Annotated in this window: 13 protein-coding genes and 1 pseudogene; 10 read left to right on the top strand and 4 right to left on the bottom strand. The window is 55.1% G+C overall.

What is annotated here, in order from left to right; all coding sequences use genetic code 11:
- Positions 1-850: 850 nt before the first annotated feature.
- The 4 genes and pseudogenes from OKW26_RS07680 (at position 851) to OKW26_RS07695 (ending at position 6,421) form a co-directional block, all read left to right on the top strand.
- Positions 851-3,748, top strand: a complete 2,898-nt coding sequence (locus OKW26_RS07680) for a Mu transposase C-terminal domain-containing protein (RefSeq protein WP_429353155.1) — start codon at positions 851-853, stop codon at positions 3,746-3,748.
- Positions 3,738-5,063, top strand: a complete 1,326-nt coding sequence (locus OKW26_RS07685; RefSeq protein ID WP_429353156.1) for a hypothetical protein — start codon at positions 3,738-3,740, stop codon at positions 5,061-5,063. The genes OKW26_RS07680 and OKW26_RS07685 overlap by 11 nt, the downstream gene beginning before the upstream one ends.
- Positions 5,060-5,506: pseudogene (locus OKW26_RS07690) on the top strand (TniQ family protein); the annotation flags it as partial. The gene OKW26_RS07685 and the pseudogene OKW26_RS07690, both read left to right, overlap by 4 nt.
- 702 nt (positions 5,507-6,208) lie before the next feature.
- The gene (locus OKW26_RS07695; protein WP_429354254.1) at positions 6,209-6,421 is read left to right on the top strand and encodes a hypothetical protein; all 213 of its coding nucleotides are present in this window, start codon (positions 6,209-6,211) and stop codon (positions 6,419-6,421) included.
- 151 nt (positions 6,422-6,572) lie between these two features.
- On the opposite strand, the gene OKW26_RS07700 is transcribed toward OKW26_RS07695, so the two are convergent.
- Together OKW26_RS07700 and OKW26_RS07705 are read right to left on the bottom strand one after the other, a co-directional pair.
- The gene (locus OKW26_RS07700; protein WP_429353157.1) at positions 6,573-7,526 is read right to left on the bottom strand and encodes an IS5 family transposase; all 954 of its coding nucleotides are present in this window, start codon (positions 7,524-7,526) and stop codon (positions 6,573-6,575) included.
- Between the two features lie 414 nt (positions 7,527-7,940).
- Positions 7,941-8,420 (bottom strand): DUF6471 domain-containing protein, encoded by a 480-nt coding sequence (locus tag OKW26_RS07705; RefSeq protein ID WP_429353158.1) that lies wholly within the window; start codon positions 8,418-8,420, stop codon positions 7,941-7,943.
- 783 nt (positions 8,421-9,203) lie between these two features.
- Between OKW26_RS07705 and OKW26_RS07710 the strand changes: the two genes are divergently transcribed.
- Together OKW26_RS07710 and OKW26_RS07715 are read left to right on the top strand one after the other, a co-directional pair.
- Positions 9,204-9,953 carry a metallophosphoesterase gene (locus tag OKW26_RS07710; protein WP_429353159.1) on the top strand — a complete coding sequence of 250 codons (750 nt, stop codon included), beginning with the start codon at positions 9,204-9,206 and terminating at the stop codon, positions 9,951-9,953.
- 42 nt (positions 9,954-9,995) lie between these two features.
- Positions 9,996-11,279, top strand: coding sequence for a TniQ family protein (locus OKW26_RS07715; protein ID WP_429354191.1), 1,284 nt, complete (start codon positions 9,996-9,998; stop codon positions 11,277-11,279).
- Between the two features lie 157 nt (positions 11,280-11,436).
- Here the strand turns inward: OKW26_RS07715 and OKW26_RS07720 are convergent, their stop codons facing one another.
- A complete protein-coding gene (locus OKW26_RS07720) occupies positions 11,437-11,829 on the bottom strand; it encodes a hypothetical protein (protein ID WP_429353160.1) in 393 nt (130 codons plus the stop codon).
- A 142-nt stretch (positions 11,830-11,971) separates the two neighbouring features.
- On the opposite strand from OKW26_RS07720, the gene OKW26_RS07725 reads away from it, so the two are divergent.
- From OKW26_RS07725 to dctP, 4 genes are all read left to right on the top strand, one after another.
- The gene (locus OKW26_RS07725; RefSeq protein ID WP_429353161.1) at positions 11,972-12,487 is read left to right on the top strand and encodes an HAD domain-containing protein; all 516 of its coding nucleotides are present in this window, start codon (positions 11,972-11,974) and stop codon (positions 12,485-12,487) included.
- 279 nt (positions 12,488-12,766) lie between these two features.
- Positions 12,767-13,393 (top strand): helix-turn-helix domain-containing protein, encoded by a 627-nt coding sequence (locus tag OKW26_RS07730; RefSeq protein ID WP_429353162.1) that lies wholly within the window; start codon positions 12,767-12,769, stop codon positions 13,391-13,393.
- Between the two features lie 154 nt (positions 13,394-13,547).
- The gene (locus OKW26_RS07735; RefSeq protein ID WP_429353163.1) at positions 13,548-17,342 is read left to right on the top strand and encodes a hypothetical protein; all 3,795 of its coding nucleotides are present in this window, start codon (positions 13,548-13,550) and stop codon (positions 17,340-17,342) included.
- A gap of 517 nt (positions 17,343-17,859) precedes the next feature.
- On the top strand, positions 17,860-19,839 hold the full coding sequence (gene dctP / locus OKW26_RS07740; protein ID WP_429353164.1) for a TRAP transporter substrate-binding protein DctP: 1,980 nt from the start codon (positions 17,860-17,862) through the stop codon (positions 19,837-19,839).
- 204 nt (positions 19,840-20,043) lie between these two features.
- Here the strand turns inward: dctP and OKW26_RS07745 are convergent, their stop codons facing one another.
- Positions 20,044-20,853, bottom strand: coding sequence for an H-NS family nucleoid-associated regulatory protein (locus OKW26_RS07745; RefSeq protein WP_429353165.1), 810 nt, complete (start codon positions 20,851-20,853; stop codon positions 20,044-20,046).
- Between the last annotated feature and the right edge of the window lie 91 nt (positions 20,854-20,944).

Genomic DNA, 20,944 nt, shown 5'->3' on the forward strand with positions numbered 1-20,944 from the left:
GTTGCAGGGGAGCGGCGCACGTACAACGGAACAATGGTCGTGTCTAATCAAGCCAGGTACGAGAAAACTTGCAATTTGCAAATTTGCTAACTAGTTTACCCGTAGCAGGCCTCAGACTTGTGTGAGCTCCGGAGACGTTCCTCTTACGCAAAGGATCGTCGGGGGGCGATTGGAGACAGGTTATGGAAAACGAGCGCGGGAAAAAGGAGTTTCGGTATCCTAATGAGGTCCTTTTGACGACAAATTCGTCAAGAGCCAGAAGGCCGACGACTGCAACAATCCGGGACGCTGGGCGCCAGGCGACGCAACCGCGACGCGCGCACACTATTTCACTGAGAAGCAACTTCGCGAGGCAACATCGCTATTAGCAATATTCTCCAAACCCCGCGCTGAGTACTCCTGGCCGTTCGGCGCGAAGACCTGCTAGGCGATGTCACTATCGACAGTGGCTTGAGTCAAGAGAAACGTTGCTAGAGCGGAGAAGTCGGGTGTCGATCCGCTAATTGTTCTTGCGCGGAACCACAAGGAATAGCGTTCTTCAGAGGAGTCGCTCGGTGATGGTCAACTCATCAATTGAGCGCTTTCGCCCGCAGACTGCTGACTTGACCATCTGTAGCAACGATTGGTCCGTTGCACGAGGGGTTCGATCGAAGACGGGAAATGACGGACGAGCCTGCAGAAATCGATCTAGGACCATTAAGGAAAATATTGCGAATCGGTCATTTTCCATGGTCGCGATGTCCCTGCGTGCGTTTATAGCGTTTTTCGTCTAGCAGCCGAAGCGCATCGGCCGCACATCAGGACGAGCCACGATCATCCCTCATCTGACCTTGGTTTATGGAAAATCGAGATGGCACCGAAGCTGAAATCAGAGTCCGAACTCAATACGCTTGAGGGCGCGGAACATTTTGCGTACGACACCTCGGTGCCGTATCACCGTCTGGACGAGACATCGATAAAGGCGGTGATGGATCGCAAAAATCTACCGGAAATCGGTAGAAGCCTGGTTACGGACATCCGCAATACACAGCCCCATTTCGCCCCGCAGGGCTCGTATGTTTTGGGCAACATCGTGGGCACTTATCCATCGCGTCTCATGCGGCTGCTCCTCCAGTTCGCGAGCTTTGGTGTCCAGTATCTAGCTCTGCTTATGCTCGAAAGCCCCATATTCAATCCACGTCTTATCGAGATTTGGAATAACGTGAGCATTCCCGGCGTACAACATAAAAGGACAAAGCGCGGACATCGCGTAACTGCGCTCTGTATCGAGCCAAGTGACATTTATTTCTTCGAGTACAGAACTGTCATAACGCTGCTGCGTCACACAAACCTCTATAAACGGGTAGATGGAAAATGGGACTCACCGAGACTACGCGAGGCAGCTGCGCAATATGGAATAGGCTATCGTCTTGTTACCGACGAACATCTCGGACGATACACAGTCGGAAACCTGAGTTATCTGTCGAAGGTGTATTTCGATACCTATCGCGCAGCATCAGATGAAATTCTCCTGTTTATCCTAGACATTGTGCAGAACAAGCGAGTCGTCGATTGTCGTGACCTTTATCAGTTAGGAATAGACGGCGAGGCAATTCGGTGCTTTGTGGCTCGGCAACTAGCCTACTATCCCATCAACGAAGAAGACCTGACGCTCGATATTGCCTTCCTTTACGCAACTCGGGAGGACTATCTCTCGCACCGGGCCGAGAGGGAGAGGCAGGGGGCAGTGCACCCGCTATCAATCAGACGCAGGCGTCCGACGACGGGCGAAGGATTTACATGGAGAGCACGCCTGTGGAAGGTTGAGGATGACGATGGGAGCATTCTGCGATTGAGTTCGAAGGGCCTTGACGACGAATTCGTCACCAGCCAGGAGGCCGACGAACACACCAATAGCGGACGCTGGGCGCTTGACGACTCAACAGCGATGCGCATATACGATTTGAGTGCGAAGCAACTTCGCGAAGGTATGTTGCTATTGGCATTATTCTCAGAAAATCGAGCTGAATATATCTGGCCGTTCGGCGCAAAGAGCCGCCAACCGATGTCATTGTCGACGGTGGCTCGGATCAAGAGAAAGCTTGCCAAAGCGCAGGAGTCGGGGGTCGATCCACTGATCGTGCTTGCGCGGAACCACAATGGAAATAGAACGAGCCAGACCCATGGGGAGAGACCAGTTTGGGATCGGGTGCTGGATGAGCATTTTACAACTCCTAATGGCCTGACAGTCGCCGCAATCATTGGGCCATACCGCAAAGGGTGCAGTGCTGCCGGCGCTTCGCCCGTCACTGAAAAGACAATACGAGATCGAATCCATGAGTTGAAAAAATACGACGTCATTGTTACGCGAAAGGGTAAACACATAGCCTATCGGTATCGAGGGCATGTTCCATTAGATAAGGTTAATCTCGTATCGAAAGGGAGGCTACCTGGTGAGGTCGGACATATCGACAGCACTCCGTTTCCCAACGTGACGTTGAACATGTTCACAGGTCTACCAGCGGCACGCAGGTCGACTTGGACAGTCATGCGAGATTCCTTTAACGACGAGAGCATTGAATCCCTGCTCTACTACGGAGCCCCTTCCTATAAGGCGATTTTTAGATTGATTGTGAATCTCGTCAAGCGCCGCGAGAAGCTCCCTCAGTATCTGGTCGTGGACGGCGGCCCGGAACATATAAAAGAGCAGTGGAGGACGGTTCTTGGAAGTTACGGAGTCGTGGTTCTGGACAGGAGCGGGAAACAGCCGCATACAGGGCAGCCGGCCGAGACCGGCTTTGGAACGAAAACGCGGGAGCTGTTGAGAAATCTTCCTGGCTACCGGGACGATAACGATGACTATCGTGCGCTTCCGAAAGATTTCCGCCCGCACAGCACCGCGTTACTCACTTTGGCCGATTTTCGCCGACGACTGGAAAGCGACTGCGATATCCGAAGAGGATTCCCCTCCACGAAGACGGGAGGGGAGTCTATTTCCCAGAACGCCGAAAGACTGGAGTTTCGGAAGGGCAGCGTTTGGTGTGACGTGAAATACACAGAACGATTTCGTTGGCTCATGATGCCTCTCGTCTCAAATCCTAGCGGAAAACTGACCGTGCAGGCCGGGGGTTATGTCGAACACGAGAGAGTGACTTATGCGGACAATAAGCTGATGAATGTTGTGGGACAAAAAGTCCTGGTCCATGAGGACCCCGACAACATAGGTCATGTTTTCATATTTATCGATGTAGGTCCCATTCATGAATGGGTTGAAGCGAAGTCGCTCTGGTATGAAAAACTCAGGTTCTTTACCGATGACGAACGTGACGAATACCAGGAGCATCGTAGACGTGTCGGCAAGAGTCCGCAAATGCAGGAGGCGCTGGCGGACGGGTTGACCGATTGGCGTAATACACCTACCGGTGCCGAGGCCTACGTCACCTGGAGCGAAAGTCGCGACATTAGCGTTCCTCGTGATTTCTTGATCGAGCATAAGGTCCTCGCGCCTGATGGTACCAATAACGTGGGACCGGCCGCCCACGCGCGCCGATCTCACGCGCAAGCCGCACCTTCCAGAGCAACGCAAGCCGCTGACACAGAAGCGCAATCCGCGACCGCGAAAGGGAACGGGACTGCTGGTAGAAACTCGGATGTTTCCCCCGCGTCGCGTCCCGCTGCTCCGACTACGCCACCACCGCAGCTGTCATCACCGCCCGCTAGTCCTGCGTCGGTCCGCGTACGCAAGATCAGACGGCTTGATGATTTCTGAAGCAGACGCGCAACTGCGTTTACCCGCAGAGGAGTATGCGATGAGAGACATTCGCGAGCTGATGAAACAGCGGCCAAAAGTCCCAAAGGAGATCAGGGAGCGGCTCAGAACCATACGCGATGATTGGGTCAAAAATCACCCCAAGTTTAAGAAAGCACATGAAGAGTTGGTCGTTCACACAGCGATACCAAACAAGCGTCGAATAGCGCTGATTATTGGACCTACCTCCGTTGGCAAGAGCACTCTTATGCGAGAGCGCGACGCTGAGCTGGTGCAGGAGGCGATTGATGACGGACGGCCGGTTCGCGGGTCGGCATACACGGAATTGAACCCACCCAACAACGGAAAAATCGAGGTCAATGCCCTATATACGGACGTCTGTAATCACTTTCTCCTGGAACTGGTTGACTACAAAATTGAATACAAGCCGCTGAAGGAAGGCGCGCCAGATGTTCGTGTAAACGGAGGTCAGAAGGCGACCCGAGCCGGTATGCTTTCGAGTATGGCAAAAGCCGCTCACGGTCTTCATCCCGCGATTTTTCTTGACGATGCGAGTTCGTGGGCGCTGCTGCTGAAGGCCGGTCGAGCAGTAGAAGCACCGTTTGTCTTCAATGAGATTGCAACGAAAACGAAGCAGACCGTCGTTGTGTCGGGTGGGCCGGAAGTAGCGTGCTTCCAGTGGATGACAGGCCAGATGGCTGCGAGATTCAGGCCGATATGGATGCCGCCGTACTACTGCGATAACGAAACAGATTGCGATGACTTTGCATCTCTTCTTTTTACGCTGGAAGAGGAGTTGGGTGCGGATCTGATCGTTCCGGGGACACTTCAAGGCGACAATGCCGATGAAATCATGCGGCTTACGTGGGGAACATTTGGCATAGCAATTGATGTCATTCTCGTTTGCGTGTTGGCATCGCAAATCGAAAGAAAAGTACTCGACTGGCCGATGTTGCATACTGACCTTCTCGAAAATTTCGACGCCCGTCGGCTTACGATGGAGACGGAGCATCGGTTCTTTCATGCTGCGCAAGACGAAGATCGTCGCGCAGAATATCTGGGATATCTGGCGCACTTCCAGAAGAGGCGTAAACAGGAAGTTGCCGGCGAAGTATCAATGCCAGAAATGTTCTATGGCTCGCCTTCCAGTGATGCCGTCTGCGATCCAATGGTATCCGAAAAACCAAAGAACGCACCGGGGTCGTTAGGCTCTGCAGATAGTTCATCTGCAGAGGCGCCGCAAAGAGGCGGGAAGGGCGGTAGGAGAGGTGGCCGCAAGCCAAAACGTCCCGCGCTCCAGGAGGATGCACAATGACGGTCCCGTCTCCGAATCCAAGGCGAGTGGGGACCTTTGAGTGCGAGTCGTTCAGCAGCTATCTCCACAGATGGGCCGAATTGCTTAATGTGTCAACAACGATCCTTATCAGGCATATTCTTAGACCGGCCGTGGATGCCATCGTCGGTCGTGCTTCATTTCCCAACGGACCACATCTTCAGGTCGATTTGGAGACAGGTACCGTTGAGCCATGGGTTCGCGCGACGGAGGAATTAACCGGGCGAAACTCTTTGTCCCAGATGACCTTGCGACATATGTCGAGCCTGTTTTTGAAAAGCCGGAAGGCTCGACGGTGTTACTTCTGGTGCCCACATTGTCTCGAGGAATTCGCGGGCGAAAATGTAAGTGGGGCCGGTCCTTTTGAGCAGGCGGCTTTCTCGCCTTTGATATGGCGAGTGCCTGAGTACTCTACCTGTATCCGGCACGAAGTCCGCATGCTGCGATGCTGTCCATATTGCGGTTGCGAGAAGGTTGCCGTTCTTTGGGCATTCGGCCGGGTAGGATGTTGTAGCAATTGTCGCAGTTGGCTTGGTCAGCCTGTTAGTGGAGATAGTCGGACTATTGATACGGAGGAGGTTTTGCGTTCTGTGTGCATATCCGAATGCTTTGACTTGCTTCGTTTTACAGGTAAAAACCTTGAGAATGTACTGTCATTTTTCCATGATGTTTGGCACGAGGGGCTCGACGAACGTACGGATGTTCTAACCGAAATTTTAGGCCTTAAAGATGTAACGACAAGAAAGCGCTGTGCGGTCTCTGGAAAATTCACTATGGAGGACTGTTATCGAATAGCGTGTGTCGCGCGTCTGAGTGTGACTGACTTAATGGCACACAGGCCACTTCCGCAAAACCTTGGCTTTTTGCTTACCGAGGCGACTGCAAGACTCCACGGGGGGCAACAGGAGACTGACCGTGATGTCAGATTGTGCGCTTTGGTCAAATCAGTTTTGGAGCGCGAACGGTCAAAGAGGGGGGCGCCTTCGCTATACAGTGTCGAGCTATTGACAGATATGCGAAAAACCACTTTGCAGAGGTTGGAGCCCAGTCTGATTACAAAGGTCGCTCGAGACTCAGTTCAACTACGTGCAATGACGCCTCTTCGGGAGGAGAGGATTCGGAGTGCGATGGACGAGCTTATCTTCGCCGGCGAATTTCCATCAGAAGAAAGGATGACGGAGGTAGGTGTGAAGGTGTTTGGTTCTGTGGATCATCGCGTTTTTAGGCAGGAGCGCATGCGTCACGGCCTTCCAATGGGTATCGGTCTGAAGCCTGCCCTTGCTCGAAAGGCGATGGAAGCCGAGATGGCTCGAATGATTAAGGAACGAACCAAAAGTTAAGGAAGGTCTGCACAACCCTCTTTGCAAGCGTTATCTTTCACATCCAGCGCGGCCTCTGCGTTCAGATCTTTGCTGGCGAGTCAATCGCCGGGGCTTTTTTCGCGCGCCGGAGCGCTTCAACCAGACATACGGACTTTATCGGCTCGGTGTTTCAAGCTTTGCGCAAAGCTCTACGCGCCATCCATAAATTGCCCAAAGCAAACAGCGTAGTGATCTGGGCGGTGTTCTTCATCAAACCACGATAGCGGGTCTTCATGTAACCGAACTGCCGCTTGAGGATGCGAAACGGGTGTTCGACCTTGGCTCGAATACCCGCCTTCAGGCGTTCGATCTGATCGTATATCGCGTCCACCGAATCACTCAGATCCAGTTTCCTGCGCTTTGCCGGTCGCATTGCAACATGCCAACGAACCGCGTCAGCCTCACAACGCTTTTCGATACCCTGATATCCGGCGTCCGCGTACACATCCGTTTCTTTACCATGCAGCAATGCCTGGGCTACGTTGATGTCGTGAACATTGGCCGCCGTTCCGATGACCGTATGGACCAGGCCCGAGTCGGCGTCCACGCCGATATGCATCTTCATCCCGAAGTACCAGTTGCCACCTTTCCGCGTTGATTGCATTTCCGGATCACGCGTGCCGGAGCCATTCTTTGTCGAACTGGGCGCGGCAATCAGAGTGGCGTCGACTGCCGATCCAGCCTTGAGCATCAGGTCTTTCTCCGTCAGGATTTCATTGACCAGCGCCAGCATTTGCACCGCCAGTCCGTGCGTTTCCAGCAGATGGCGGAACCGGAGAATCGTGCTTTTATCCGGCAAGCGAACCATCCCGCCGTCGAGACCCGCGAACTCGCGATACAGCGGAACGTCATAGAGTGCCTCTTCCATGGCAGGGTCTGACAGACCGAACCATTGCTGCATGAAATGAATCTGCAACATCGTTGCAATCGGGAACGGCGGCCGACCGGTTTTGCCCGTGGGATAGTGCGGCTCAATCAGCGCAATCAGCTTCAACCAGGGCACAACACGTCGCATCTCATCGAGAAATTCCCGTTTGCGCGTGCGCTTCGTTGACAGATCCAGACCAAGACCAAGTTGCGTCATCACACTGCTCCTCACCTAATTCGCTCTGTTTCCCGGATAGCTCAGCAGCAACGCAATGCCAGGACTTTTGCAGACCTTCCTTAACAAAAATGCGCGCCAGACGCGGAATGCGCTACAAGGGGAAGGCGGTACACGCAGATCGCGCGCAAACCATGTCGGAATTACAACCTGCTGGAGGCTCCATGTCCGGGCAGAGCTGTTGCTCAGAACCAACGCAGGCCCCTCAACCCCTCTGTTGAGCGCAGCACCTACGGGCGACGTCGTGCAGTGTTGATCGTCGACGACATCGGCATGGCAACGATCAAGTAGGACCTTTCGGCAACCGTATCTTGCTGGTCTGCGGGAGACATAGCGATAGGTAGGTGGCTTCGACGTAGGTACGAGAACCGGGTACTTCGACCCGAGTCGGCCCTGTCAGGTTTTGACCGCGCGGGGTGCGGCTCTCTTCCGTTTCAGAGGATCACGCTTTTCCGACGCGCCGGTCTCTGCCAACCCTGGGTTCATCACATCGCGGCGCGGGCGGCCTATTGGCCGGCGAGGACCTATCCGTTTTCCAGTGCGCGGCGCAAGCTGATCTGGCCCTTTGCGCCTTTTATCGCGAGTGATGATGCCTAGGTCAACTGGATTAGCCACATCTTTAAAAGGGACGGTCTCAAAGGTGACGCGGCACACAGGAGCCTCCCTGTCGCGTGTGTTCGCTTGCATTGCTGCAATGCACCGCAAAAAGAAGGAGAACTGGAACGATCCCCGATGGATTTTGGAGTAGAGCGATCCAGGATTCTCATGGAGGCCCGTCAAGGCAAGAAGCTCGGACAGATCTTCGATTGTCACACCGAGCTTATCCATCTGCTCTTTTAGTACGCGGCGTGCTTCATCATGAAAGTCAGTGGGCATGAAGTTCCTCGCTCAACTCGATCACGTCAGGACCCTTTATGTCAAAAGCTCGCGCGGCCCACCTTTAACAAATATATCGGTTAAGCGAGTTGATGCGGGGCTTTCGTGAACGACCTGATTGATCGATCGTCTAGGCTTGGTGTTGTTGCTGACATGAGGTAAAAATTACAACGGCAAACGCGTCACCCAGTGAAAGGCCCTCGGACGGTCCGCCTTGGTCCAAGAACTGTCACCGTCGGTGGCGCAAAAGCATTCAAAACCAATGACGCGCACATTGAGAGCCGGGAATATTTACAATTCAGCGCTCTAGCGGTGGGCGGCCGCAAACAGACGGGACGCCGATGAACAGGAGTTACGCAATTAAAGTTATCAAATAATTGAAAACAACCGCGCGCGACCTCCTGTTTGTAAACATTCGCGCCGAACTTGTCAATGACACCTTGGGTCCGACAACAGACATATCCGTGGGGAGGCAGGGAAAGAAAACTATGGAACGCCAACGATCAGCACTGCTTATTAGACTTGCACTGTCGATTCTCGATCAGGTCGCGATGCTGAACACTCACTGAATATTGAAAACCACATCGGCTGCCTGAAATTTATTGTTGCCGCTGAAAAGGGATGCTGTGCCGCACAATGCGTCCCAGCTAGCAGGATGATCAATTGAGTCTGAACTGCGAAGTGCGTGTTTTATAGTAAGGTATACCCCGATTGAATGATGTGTGTTTTATAGTAAGTTTTCTCCTGTGTTGCGTCTGATTTGGTCCGCCGAAGGAGGCTCAAATGAAACTGCATATCGTGTCGGACCTTCACATGCACCATATGTGTGACAGCAAACCGGACGCTAGGGTCCAACCTCTTGACGCAGATGTATTGATTCTGGCGGGCGATATCGACCGCATTGAGCATGTCCAGCAGCGGTATGCAGCTTGGCCTTACGACGTAGTCTACGTAAGGGGCAACCATGACACATACTTCGCTTGTTACGAATACGCAATCTCGAAGGCTGTAGAAGCCGCTCAAGAGACGGCTCGGTTCAAAATTCTTGAACGCCGAAGCGTCACATACTCGGACGTGCGAATTCTCGGCTGCTGTTTATGGACGGACTTTTGCCTTCTTGGGCGGCCCGAAGACGCACTCGTGCTGAACGCCTTTTCCGGAAGTGACTACAAAGCCACTGTCCGCACTGATGGGAAGCGCCTGACTCCGGAGGACACAGCATTAGAGCATCGACTCTCGGTTGAATGGTTGGACCGGACACTCAAGGAGCGATTCACGGGCGCTACTGTGGTGGTGACCCACCACGCACCACATGAGCGGTCTCTTGACCCGCAATATGGAGTCAACAGTTTTAGCACCGCATTCGCTAGCGATCTGAGTCGCTTGATGCGAAGAGTGTCCCTGTGGATTCATGGGCATATCCATTACTCGTCCGACTACAAAGTGAAGGGTTGTCGAATCATATGCAACCCCGCAGGACCCGCGTCCAACCCGAACCCCAGGTTTTCCCCAGACCTGATCGTGACAGTCTGACTCGCGCCTTCTGCGCATTCGAGGAGCTCAACCATGTGGCGCATGAAGATAGCAGGTTACGGCACCGGACGTATCGAACAGCTCTCGAGTTTCGCGGCGAGGGCGGCTGAAGAATGCAATGTGTTGTTCAGCGATCTCTATCGCTACGAGTTGTTCCCTCGGTTCGGACGCGTAGCACCAAACCCATCACGCATTTTCGTTCCAGGAAGGATTGTCATTGAGGCAGCCGGAAGCGTTGCAAGGCAATGGGCCGAGGCGTTGAGTGCACTGACCGGAGTCTCCGGACTCGAGCTGTGCACTGCGCTGCCATACGACGGACTTCTAACCGCGCATCGCCGATTCATCACAGAGCGGCGTCGCTGGTGTCCGGAGTGCCTCGAAGAGATGGCTGAGGGCACTGGTCCGGTTTACGAGCCGCTTGCCTGGAGATTATGTGAGTTTTCTTGTTGCCCACGCCACGACGCCGGACTGGTCGATACCTGCCCGCGATGCGGTCGGTCCGAACAAACGTCCCTGGTATCCAACTCAAGGGTCGCTTGCTGTAGATATTGCGGAACATGGCTTGGGCGATCGGCCAGTGCCGAGACTTCGCGGATCAAACAGTCAGAAATCGCCCGGGCGAAGATGTGCGAACAGTTCCTGCTGCTACCGCAACACTTGGCCATGGGAGAGTCAATCGCCTCTTCCAAGGTGGCGATCAGTGCGCTTCGCGCAAGTTTCTTCGGTGGGAGTGGCTCCAAAATGGCGCGAAGCATTGGAGTACCACCTGCGCATGTGAATGCATACGCGAGGGGTGATTGCCTCGCGGCACTAGACATATTTCTTCGAATTGCCCTCGTGACGAGCACCAGTATGCGCGACATCTTTGTAACGCGCGAATTCGAGGCGACTAACGTTGTTCTTCGGGAAGAGTCGTTTCCTGTTCGAACGATCAAACCAAAGACAGCGCAGGTATCCAGAGCCGCTGTGCGGGAATTGTGCTCCTCAATCGATGGCGGCGGACCAATCTCTGTCAGAGAGGCAGCAAGGCGAGCGAACATCGACCCATCAAATATTCGACGCTGGCATGCGGCCCTGACGCAACGCGCGTCTGCGCTGTACGAGCGCAGAGTCGCTACCGAAGCTCAAGCTAGAAAAGACGCTTTCGTCGACAAAGTCTTGATGGTAGTCCGGGAGCGCAAGATGTCCGGCGCTTCGACCCCAACGACAAGGGAAATGAGGGTGATTTTCGGACGAGGGGCAACCTTAAACCCATGGAAGCGAGATGTAATTGCAGAATGCGTCGCTGCGCAGTTTGCGACCTTCGGGAGGGTTGCAGCCAGCTAGCTGGATTCGAGGGGGCACTATGCGCGAGTCGAAGAAACGTCGGGTGCCGAACGGCCAGGCCAGCCTGAGTATTTCTGAGGTTGCACTGATGTTGGGTTGCGACCAGAGATACGTGGAATTGATGGTTGCGCAGGAAAGACTGAGGCCTGACCTTGAGTCAGGCTGTGCTACGCGTGTCGAACTTGAATCCGTGATAGAGATGCGTCGGCAGAGCTGGCATGAAATTGAGCGGGTTGTCGTGCAGGTCATTCGAGCGTTCGAACAGGAATCGGTCGCGAACCTTCTTGCCGAGTACGATGAGCTGCATTCCGAACGAAGCGCTCGTCCGGTACGAACTGCAAAAAGCAGAAAGACTTAAGGCGCTGTTCCACGGATGGACGCGCCTTATCATGGGTCTAAAAATCGGAGGCGCTTTCCTCATGTTGGAGGAGTCAGAATGAGTATCTATCGCGGGGACCCTGTCGAGGAAGAACCAGAGATTTTCCTGGAGTGTTGGTCGCTGCGGCGCACTGACGAAGGGGCGGTCCACTTCGTTGGATTCAACGGTCATGCACATGATGGTCGTGTGCGAGTACGAAGATTATCGAGATCGATCCAACGCGCCGCACTGGCGTGAGGAAAGTGGCTGCATCGGCGGGCGTGCGCATCATTCCAGTCATCCTTGACCGCGAATGCTTTTTCCAGGAGCGAAAATGCGAAGCGTTTTATTTCTCGATATTGACGGTGTGCTCCATCGCGGCGTTGCGCGCCGGTCCGGCACGGGTGTAGTGAGTAGTGCGCCAGGTCATATAGAGCTGTTCGAATATGCTCCGGTGCTCGAGAATTTGCTATGCCCGTATCCCAACGTCGAGATTGTAGTTTCCAGTGATTGGTCGCTGGTAATGGGATTGGAATTTACGCGTAACGCGATTCCCTCACCGCAGCTGCGCGAACGCATCATAGCCGCGACGTCTGACGGATGCACCTTTGACTGGGGGCTATGGCCCATGCTTTCGCGAGGCGATCAGGTGCTCGACTATGTCAAAAGGAATGCACCGCTCCGATGGTTGGCAGTCGATGACCGCTCGGACGGCTTCGAAGCGTTTCGTGATCAGCTTGTTCACTGCCAGACTGAGGTAGGACTCGGGGATCCTGTCATGGTAGAACAGTTTCGCCGCCGGCTCGCGCAGTATTTCGCAGACTCGCCTAAGTGCGATAGGAGTGAGTGAGGCGACTGTGGAGAAAAAGGAGCCTCGCAGGCCTGATAGGCAGAACGTAGCTGCGAAGCGCAAGAAAAGTCTGCGAAAAGAACTCAACGACGCTATTGACGCAGGTCTTGAACCCCTCATTGATGTGATAACCCCGCGCTGGTTCGTAGCCGTGGTGACTATGTCGAGCGCAGAGCTCGGCCGAGCGTTCAAATGTGCGTTGAGAGACGAGCTATACGAAGCTCGGCGCCGGATAAAGTCACTTAAATAGTAAGCGGGTGCCATACAAGTGGAGATGCGATGAGTCTATATATACATCCGCCAGGAGAGGGCTCAGAGGTTGTCTATCTGGAGCACTGGTCGATACGCGAATTCGAGAACGGGAAAAGGTTTTTTGTCGGATTCAGCCGAGAGTCTCGGGATGGTCGCGTAAGTACCGAGATTGTGGAGCTAGACGGGGTCGCCCGTAGAGGACGCACTGCGAGCGGTCGAATTTATGAACTCGTCGGTTTGAGTGGACACAGCGGAGATGCCGAGTACGTCTTCAATCGTGTCTCAAAGATTATCGGTGACGGCGGCGCGTGGCGCAACGTAACTGCTGAGTTGGTCCCCGATTGCGACGTAAGAGGCGGGGATGTTACCGACGGTTTTTCGCTCGAGGCCGCCGCCCAATTCTTGGGCGTGTCACGTTCGTTCGTCAGAAGCCTCATTGAGGACGACAAGCTTCCGTGTCGCATCGAGAAGATCGGTCATCGACGGATTCGACGCATACCGGCGGTGCCCCTGCATGCGTATCGAGAGAAAATGCGTGCGGAACAAAAAGGGGCACTACAGCAACTTATGGAAGCATCGGAGCGCGCGGGTCTCTACGACGCTGAGTTCGAGGATATCCCGAAGCGCCAACGGAATGGAAACGAAAAGGAATAAGGAGTTTTGTCACCCCGGACGAAGCCTGACCTTCGCGTCGATTCCCCGAAGCGTGGCGCATCCGACTCGAACCGATCCACATGCCGAGCTAAGGCGTATCTCGCTACGCCCGGCGCGCTAGAATATTCGCTAATTCCACCAAGACCAAACGGCGATGTTCGAAGTTACCCCAGATGACATTCAGCGACTGAACGACACCGATCTACGTGAGCTTGTTGCTCTGCTTTGTGAAGCCGAGCTTGCTGCGCAGGGTCTCTCGACGGCGGCGGTAACGTGGGGAGGAAGTCAGACGGCGGCCGATGGCGGATTGGATGCGCGGGTGGATCTGGCTGCGCAGCGCTTAGTAGAAGGGTACATTCCGCGACCGGCTACCGGTTTTCAGGTCAAGAAGCCGGATATGCCACGCGCCGCGATTCTCAAGGAAATGCGGCCGAACGCCATAATCCGGCCCGTCATCCAGGAGCTTGCTGACTCGGCAGGAGCCTATGTAATAGTGAGTTCGCAAGGCTCAACGGCTGACGTTGCCTTATGCAGCCGGCGCGAGGCGATGCGCGACGCACTTTCGGATGCGCCGAATTCGGAGAACTTGCACACTGACTTCTACGATCGTCGGCGCGTAGCAAGCTGGGTTCAATGCCATCCAGGACTGATCGCCTGGGTCCGCCAGAAGGTGGGGCGTGCGCTTAAGGGCTGGCGTCCCTATGGTGAATGGAGCGGCGCAGGTGAGGGAACGGAGGCGGAATACCTGCTGGATTCGAAACTTCGCGTGCATCCCGGCTGGCAGCAGAATTCCCCGGCCACTTCCGTCGATGACGCGATGGACACGCTTCGCGACGAACTCAGGAGCCCGGGAAGCATTGTGCGGTTGGTCGGCCTATCGGGCGTCGGGAAAACTAGGTTTGTTCAGGCGTTGTTCGATGCCCGCGTCGGCGAACGTGCGCTCTCGCCTTCACTGGCCGTTTACACGAACCTTTCGGACGACCCGGACCCGCAGCCGACGGCAATGGCAACTAATCTGATAGCAAGGCGGGCACGCGCTGTTCTGATCGTGGATAACTGCCCCCCTACGTTGCATCGTTCGCTCACTGAACTCTGCCGTGGTCCAGATAGCACGGTTAGCGTGCTCACGGTCGAGTATGACGTTCGCGATGATCAGCCCGAGGGCACACACGTCGTGAGCCTTGACACCTCGTCACTCGAACTCATTGGCAAGCTCGTACAGCGTCGGTACCCGCATTTGTCACTGGTGGACGCTCGAACCATTGCGGACGCTTCAGGCGGTAACGCCAGAATTGCGGTTGCCCTCGCCGAGACGGTTGGGCAGTCGGGCAGCATCACTGGGCTGTCGAGCGACGAACTTTTCGAACGGCTCTTCTGGCAACGACATAAGCTAGATGACACCCTGTTGCTCGCGGGGCAGGCCTGCTCGCTTGTGTATTCATTTGACGGTGAGAACCTCGACGGGGAAAACGCTGCCTTATCTCGCATCGCGTCACTTGTCGGCCAAACCGCCTTGATGTTGTACCGGCATGTTGGAGAGCTTCTCCGACGCGATCTCGTCCAGCAGCGAGGTGTTTGGCGAGCTGTGCTACCACACGCGCTCGCGAATCGCCTTGCAGCGCGTGCGCTTGAGGATATTCCGTATTCGCTGCTTGAGAAGACGCTAGTTGAGAGCGGCGACGAACATCTGGTGCGCTCGTTCTCTCGACGCCTGTCCTACCTGACAAGCGATCCGAAAGCCATTGAGATCGTCCGCAAGTGGCTGAGCGATGGCGGGTTGCTTGGCGACGTTACAGCTTTTAGTCCGCTTCAAACTGCGATGTTCAAGAACGTCGCGCCAGTCGATCCTGAGGCAACGCTCAAAGCGCTTGAACGCGCGACTTACGTTGGGCAGCAGGTCGCTCCTGACGTTTGGGTCGAAAATGCAGGGTTGTTGCGTTCCTTGGCATACGACGCACCTCTGTTCGGTCGAAGTGTCGCGATGCTGGCGCGTGCTGCGGCCGAAGGCCGCGATTCGCACAAAGCCGAGGAGGTAGGGAAGTCGTTTGCCTCGTTGTTCACGATTCATCTATCCGGAACACACGCTTCCATATCCCAGCGTCTTAGCGTGATCGAGCGGTTGTTGAAATCCGGTGAGAAGAAGCCCGTGGCACTGGGCATGGACGCACTTGGAAAGATACTGGTTGCAGACTACTTTACCTCTTCGAGACACTATGATTTCGGTGCGAGATCTCGAGACTTCGGCCACTCCGCAGATACTGTCGAGGAGGTTCAGTTGTGGTATCGCGCCGCACTGGCTCTCATCGAGAGGCTGGCGCTGGAGGAGAATGCCCTACGCGACGAACTTCGCGCGCTTGTCGCTGGCAACTTCCGAGGTCTGTGGGCGCACGCCGGGATGTTCGATGAACTGGAGCAGTTGAGTCGGAAATTTGCGGACGACGGATTTTGGCAAGATGGTTGGGCCGCTTGCATGCGCACCCTCAGCCTGGATGGCGAACAGCTTCGTATCGACATTGTCACCCGGCTGCGAGCCTTGGAAGAAGAGTTGCGCCCGCGCACGCTTATCGAACGTGTCCGTGCAGTGGTGTTTGAAGAAGTTTCGGGCGGTCTTGACCTCGAAGACATGTGCGTTGGGCAGGAGTCGGCTAACGAGTTTGAACGACTTGGAGCACTGGCTCGCGAGCTTGGCGTGATGGTCGCGTCTGATGACAATGCGTTTGCTGCGCTCGCGCCTGACTTCCTTTCAGGCGGGAGCCAGGCATGGAGTTTTGGCTCTGGCCTGGCTGCCGGGTCTGCAGATCCGGTCGCAACATGGTCGCGTATCGAAGGAGCGCTATCGCGAGCTTCGTCGCAGCAGTCAAACGCCCAAGTGTTGCGTGGCTATGTCGCCGAACTCTGGAAGACGAATCGAGATACAGCACAACGGATTCTGGATTCAGCCTACGAACATCCCGATCTTCAGCCTGTCTTCGTTCAGTTGCAGACCTCCATGCAACTGGATGAGAGGGGCGCCGCGAGACTGGTCGGTGCCGTCAGGGCGGAAATGAGCCCTATTTCGCAGTTCAGCTACCTGAAATTCGGCGGGGTGGCGGCGCAGTTGCCGGTGGACGCGCTGAAGGAATTGTTGCTTGTGATTGCCGCTGTGCCCGGTGGGTGGGAGGTGGCCGTGGAAATCCTGAACATGCGGATTTTCGCTAACGTCTCCGAGAAGCGCGCACTAGAGCGGGGAATCTTGGAGACCGCCTACGAACTCATGGCGGCGGCGACGTTTGTGTCGACAAATCGCAAGCGACTTGATTATGAACTAGCAGAGATTGCGAAAAGCTGTCTGGCGAGCGCTGATGCAGCGGGTGTCGCTGCGAGCCTTGCGGCAAAATTGAGGCAGGCAGGCGTCAACCACGTAATCGATTGGTCTGGACATGCAGACCTTCTATGTGTGTTGCTGGAGTTTCACGCGATTACTGTACTAGACGCTCTGTTCGACGGCCTTGAGGAAGATAGGTGGGTCGATACGTTCGAATTTCTTGTCGGCCACCGACGTAACCCTCTCGACGTAGTGCCACCTCAAGTTCTGGTTGAATGGTGTGACGCAGCTCCCGCTACCCGATACAAAATTGCCGCATCGCTCGTCCGGTTTTCGAGTCGTGCCGAGGCGAGTGGCCAGTTCGTCTGGTCCGAACAGGCCATCGCACTCCTAGAGGGCGTCAAAGACAAGAGGGCGGTCCTGGAGGCGTTCATCGCGAGGTTACGCCCCCGAAGCTGCAGCGGCTCACGTGCGGTACTTATTGAGGCGAATACTCAACTGCTGGATACCTTTGAACTTCACTTGTTGCCGGAGATGCGGTCATATGCCTCGGCAGAAAAGGCGCGCTTATTGGAGGACGCGGCTCGCGAACGGGCATGGGAGGCGGAGCACGACCGTCAGCGCGACGAGCGCTTCGAACCGTAGCCTCGCGGCAGAGACCATAGGTTTCGGGTCGGGAGGAGCGTCGACCGATTCGAGGTAAATCGGCACCTCATTCCAGTGTTCCCAATGTGAGTGATTTCGCCGTTTTAGGTTAGCACTTAGAGATTTGGCACTCATTTTTTCGCTGCGCTACCTGGGGGGCTACATGTTCTGACGAGCGAGTGGCGATGTCAGCAAGCGCGACGAAGTGGTGTGCGAGGCGCACATACAAGCCTCCATCTCACAACTTCGAAGACCTCTCAACGCTCTTAGTGATTGCAAGGAAACGTTCGCTGAGGCACGGACGTCAAAGTTCAATCCCAGCTATATATGATTATTGGGTTCAGATATCTTGACGCATCGCGGCGCACATTACTCGAAGGGCGTTATGTCATCGCGTTGTCGACCCCGTGCAAGTCGGGCGGCGAGCTCCAGGCTCCCCGAGTTGTGAACGGCTAGTCGAAGACAGTCTTTTCGGCACCATCTGCATGTGAGGTCTCCTGTTAGCGGAGGTTTGCTAATGAATGCCTGCGCAAGAGCGGTCGTCGCGGCCGCGATGCTCGCAAGTACCATCGGGAGGACGGCGAAAGCGGAAGATCCGTGGACCGTCTACGTCGTCAACGCAACGCCGCCGGTCGAGAGCGCGATCAAGCGCCTCATCACGCGCTGGAGGAGCGGGCCTGTGGGTGCACTTTCATCTGTCAGTTCATTAGATACAACAACGTTCTGCGCACGCCTAAAGGAATCGTCGCTTGCTCTCTATGTGGCGTCAGCATCGGTGTACAAAGGCTGCTATTCAGATGTATCTCTGCTTAGCGCGTTCGATTTTCCCTATTCGACCCGCGACTGGCGCACAAAAATCAGCATTGCGGACGGCCCGGTTGGGGCTGCGTACGCCGAGGGTCTTGGTAAGACCGGTGTACGTGTAATGGCGTTTTGGTCGGGAGAGCCCAGTGTCATTGTTTCCAGTGCACCGATCAAAGAATTGAAGGATTTCAAGGGGATGTCTCTGTACGTCCCCCAAAGCTTCTCCAGTCAGATCTTCGCTTCGACCTCGGGCGCAAAGGGCATTCCGAGCCCGGCGCTCGACAGGTTCAAGCTTCTAGGTTCGCCTTCGAATCTCGTAGCCACTCAGGTACCGTTAGGACTCTATGCAAACGCGCCGCAGCAGACTCGCAAGAGTGTACTGATTTCTGATACTTCGTTCGACCCAGTTGTCGTCGCTACCCCTGAGAAAGCGTGGGAATCACTACCGCCGGTAAAGCAGGGGCAACTCGAAGGTGTTATGCGTGAAGTCACAGAGGTGCAGCGCAGCGATGCAAGAGATTTCGAGGATGCTAACATTTTGACGCTACAGAAGCGTGGAACAGCTTTCTCAGAGTTATCGCGCGAAGAGCTCGCCATATTCAAGCTGCAGCCGCAAGAACTCATCCTGAACAAGGCGGCCGCGACATTTTCAGGCGCGTTGGATGAGGTCAGGCAGGCAAGCCTTGCACAAGCCGGAGGCCATGACCAGTCAACATACGCACATGTTTTTTTCGTAACAAACCGAGGTTTGAGCGACAAATTTCGTTCGCCAACAACGAGCAAAGCGCTGACTTATGGACAAGCAGACGTCGAGCTTGCTTATACCACACCGAATTTTGTCGCGAATACAGCAAACGGGGTTATCCGCTTCCTGTCCAGCGGTGGCGAACCGGTCAAAATAGACTGGAGCAAGGTTTCCGGCTCGCCGTTCGACGATAGCCTATTTGCAGTAAAACATCAGCTGCCGTCCACCGCGCCGCTGATCTTCGTCCATGGGTTCGCCAACAATTTTAATGATGCACTGCAAGGTGCCGCCTGGATTGCATGGAATTCGAAGCGGCCAGTCATAGTCTTCTCGTGGGCGTCGGAGGGCCACGTAACTCCCGCTGCATATCACGCCGACCAGAAGGCCGCTGATAAAGCGCAGGACGGGCTCGCTCAGTTTTTGAAGCAGGTGGCAAATGGCGCCAACGGGCAGACGGATGTTGATATCGTTGTGCACAGCATGGGGGCGCGTGTGCTTCTTGGTGCGCTGGACAAGCTCGCGACGAACAGCACTCAAGCCAAGCAACCGAGATTTCGACAACTCCTCCTGGTTGCCCCAGACGTCGCCCAAACACAGTTGCATGGCGATTGGCCGAAGCTCTATAGCTACTTTGAGAGGGTGGGCACGCTGTACTCTTCTGACCACGACCGCGCTTTGATTATCTCCAGAAAGGTTATGAATGAGCGAAATGAGCCACGTGCGGGATTGGCACCACCGCACGAGATAGAGGAAAATATGGAATCTGTGTTCGTGGGACACGACGAGTTCTCGGCGACCGGTCATTCCTATCTCACAGCGAACGGACCTCCCGCGACTGACATCATGGAACTGCTTCGCTATGCGACTCAGGCAATTGATCGCACGGGGATTGAGGCCGCTCCGAATGAAGCTGGCTACTACATTTTGCGGTCGGTCAAGATCCCGTAGCCTACGTACCCGTGGGGCGGAAGCACGCGGTTTAGTCGGCCCCGCTGGGTTCCAGTCAAAGAAGTCGTGGCAGCGTGTACGTCGCTGCAATCTTTGGCGCAAGGAAACGTCAAGTCCAAGTGAAATCGGCCCTTGCAACGGAAAGCTCGAACATGAGCTTCGCGAAACAGCGGCCGATTGGCCACCTGCTATATCAAAAATCGGTCACTCTTCCTGTTGAGCCGTCGCCGCGCCATTGATATGCTCAACGACTGCCGACGGCGCTGCGGTATTCGTCTCAACGTTCTTCGCCCGTGCATTCTTGGTCACCGCCTTCTTTGCGGATACTTTCTTTGCTGCCGCCTTCTTCGCGACCGTCTTTTTCGCCGTCACCTTCTCTGAGGCTGGTGCAGCGCGAACGGCCTTCTTTACGGCAGTCGCAGCCTTCGTTGTCGACGTCTTCGTCGTCGCGTTCTTAGCTGCAGCTCTCTTCGCGGTGGCTTTGCCTGACGAAATCGATGAGTTGGTCAAATCGCCAGTTTCTGCAATCAAAAACTTGGTGCGGTCCTTCGCAGTCGCAATCCACGCGGGGGCACGTCCACGCCCACTCCACGTCGCACCGCTCTTGGGATTACGGTACAGGGGTGGTTGTGAGCCTCGCACATAGTTTCCAACCTTGGCAACCGCCTTCAACTTCTTGGCTGGCGCGCTTGAACTGGCGGCGATCTCAAATTTGGTTCGGTCCTTTGCGCCAGCAATCCATGCAGGTGCGCGACCATGTCCTGACCAGGTTGCACCGGTCTTCGGATCGCGGTATTTAGCCGCTGCGGCGCTGCGCGCATTCGTAGGGTTAGCGCTCGGTTTGCGGCCACGCTTTTTCCCGACGGGTGCCTCAATGTCAGAAATCACAAGACCGTGTTGTTCCATCAAGTCACGAATCTTTTTGATAACACCTGAATTTTGCTTTGCAGCTACCGATGCCGCTTGGGCCTCAAGCTTTGCGATTCGTGCTCGAATGCTTTCGAGGTTTGCCATAGTTATCTCGTTAAAAGTTGATTGCCGCACTATGCCACAGTCATCGAAGAGCGTGGGTGTTACTTGAGCAATCTTATGCCAACAAATTGAA

It is taken from the genome of Paraburkholderia sp. 32 (assembly GCF_050435345.1).
GTDB classification, from domain to species: domain Bacteria; phylum Pseudomonadota; class Gammaproteobacteria; order Burkholderiales; family Burkholderiaceae; genus Paraburkholderia; species Paraburkholderia tuberum.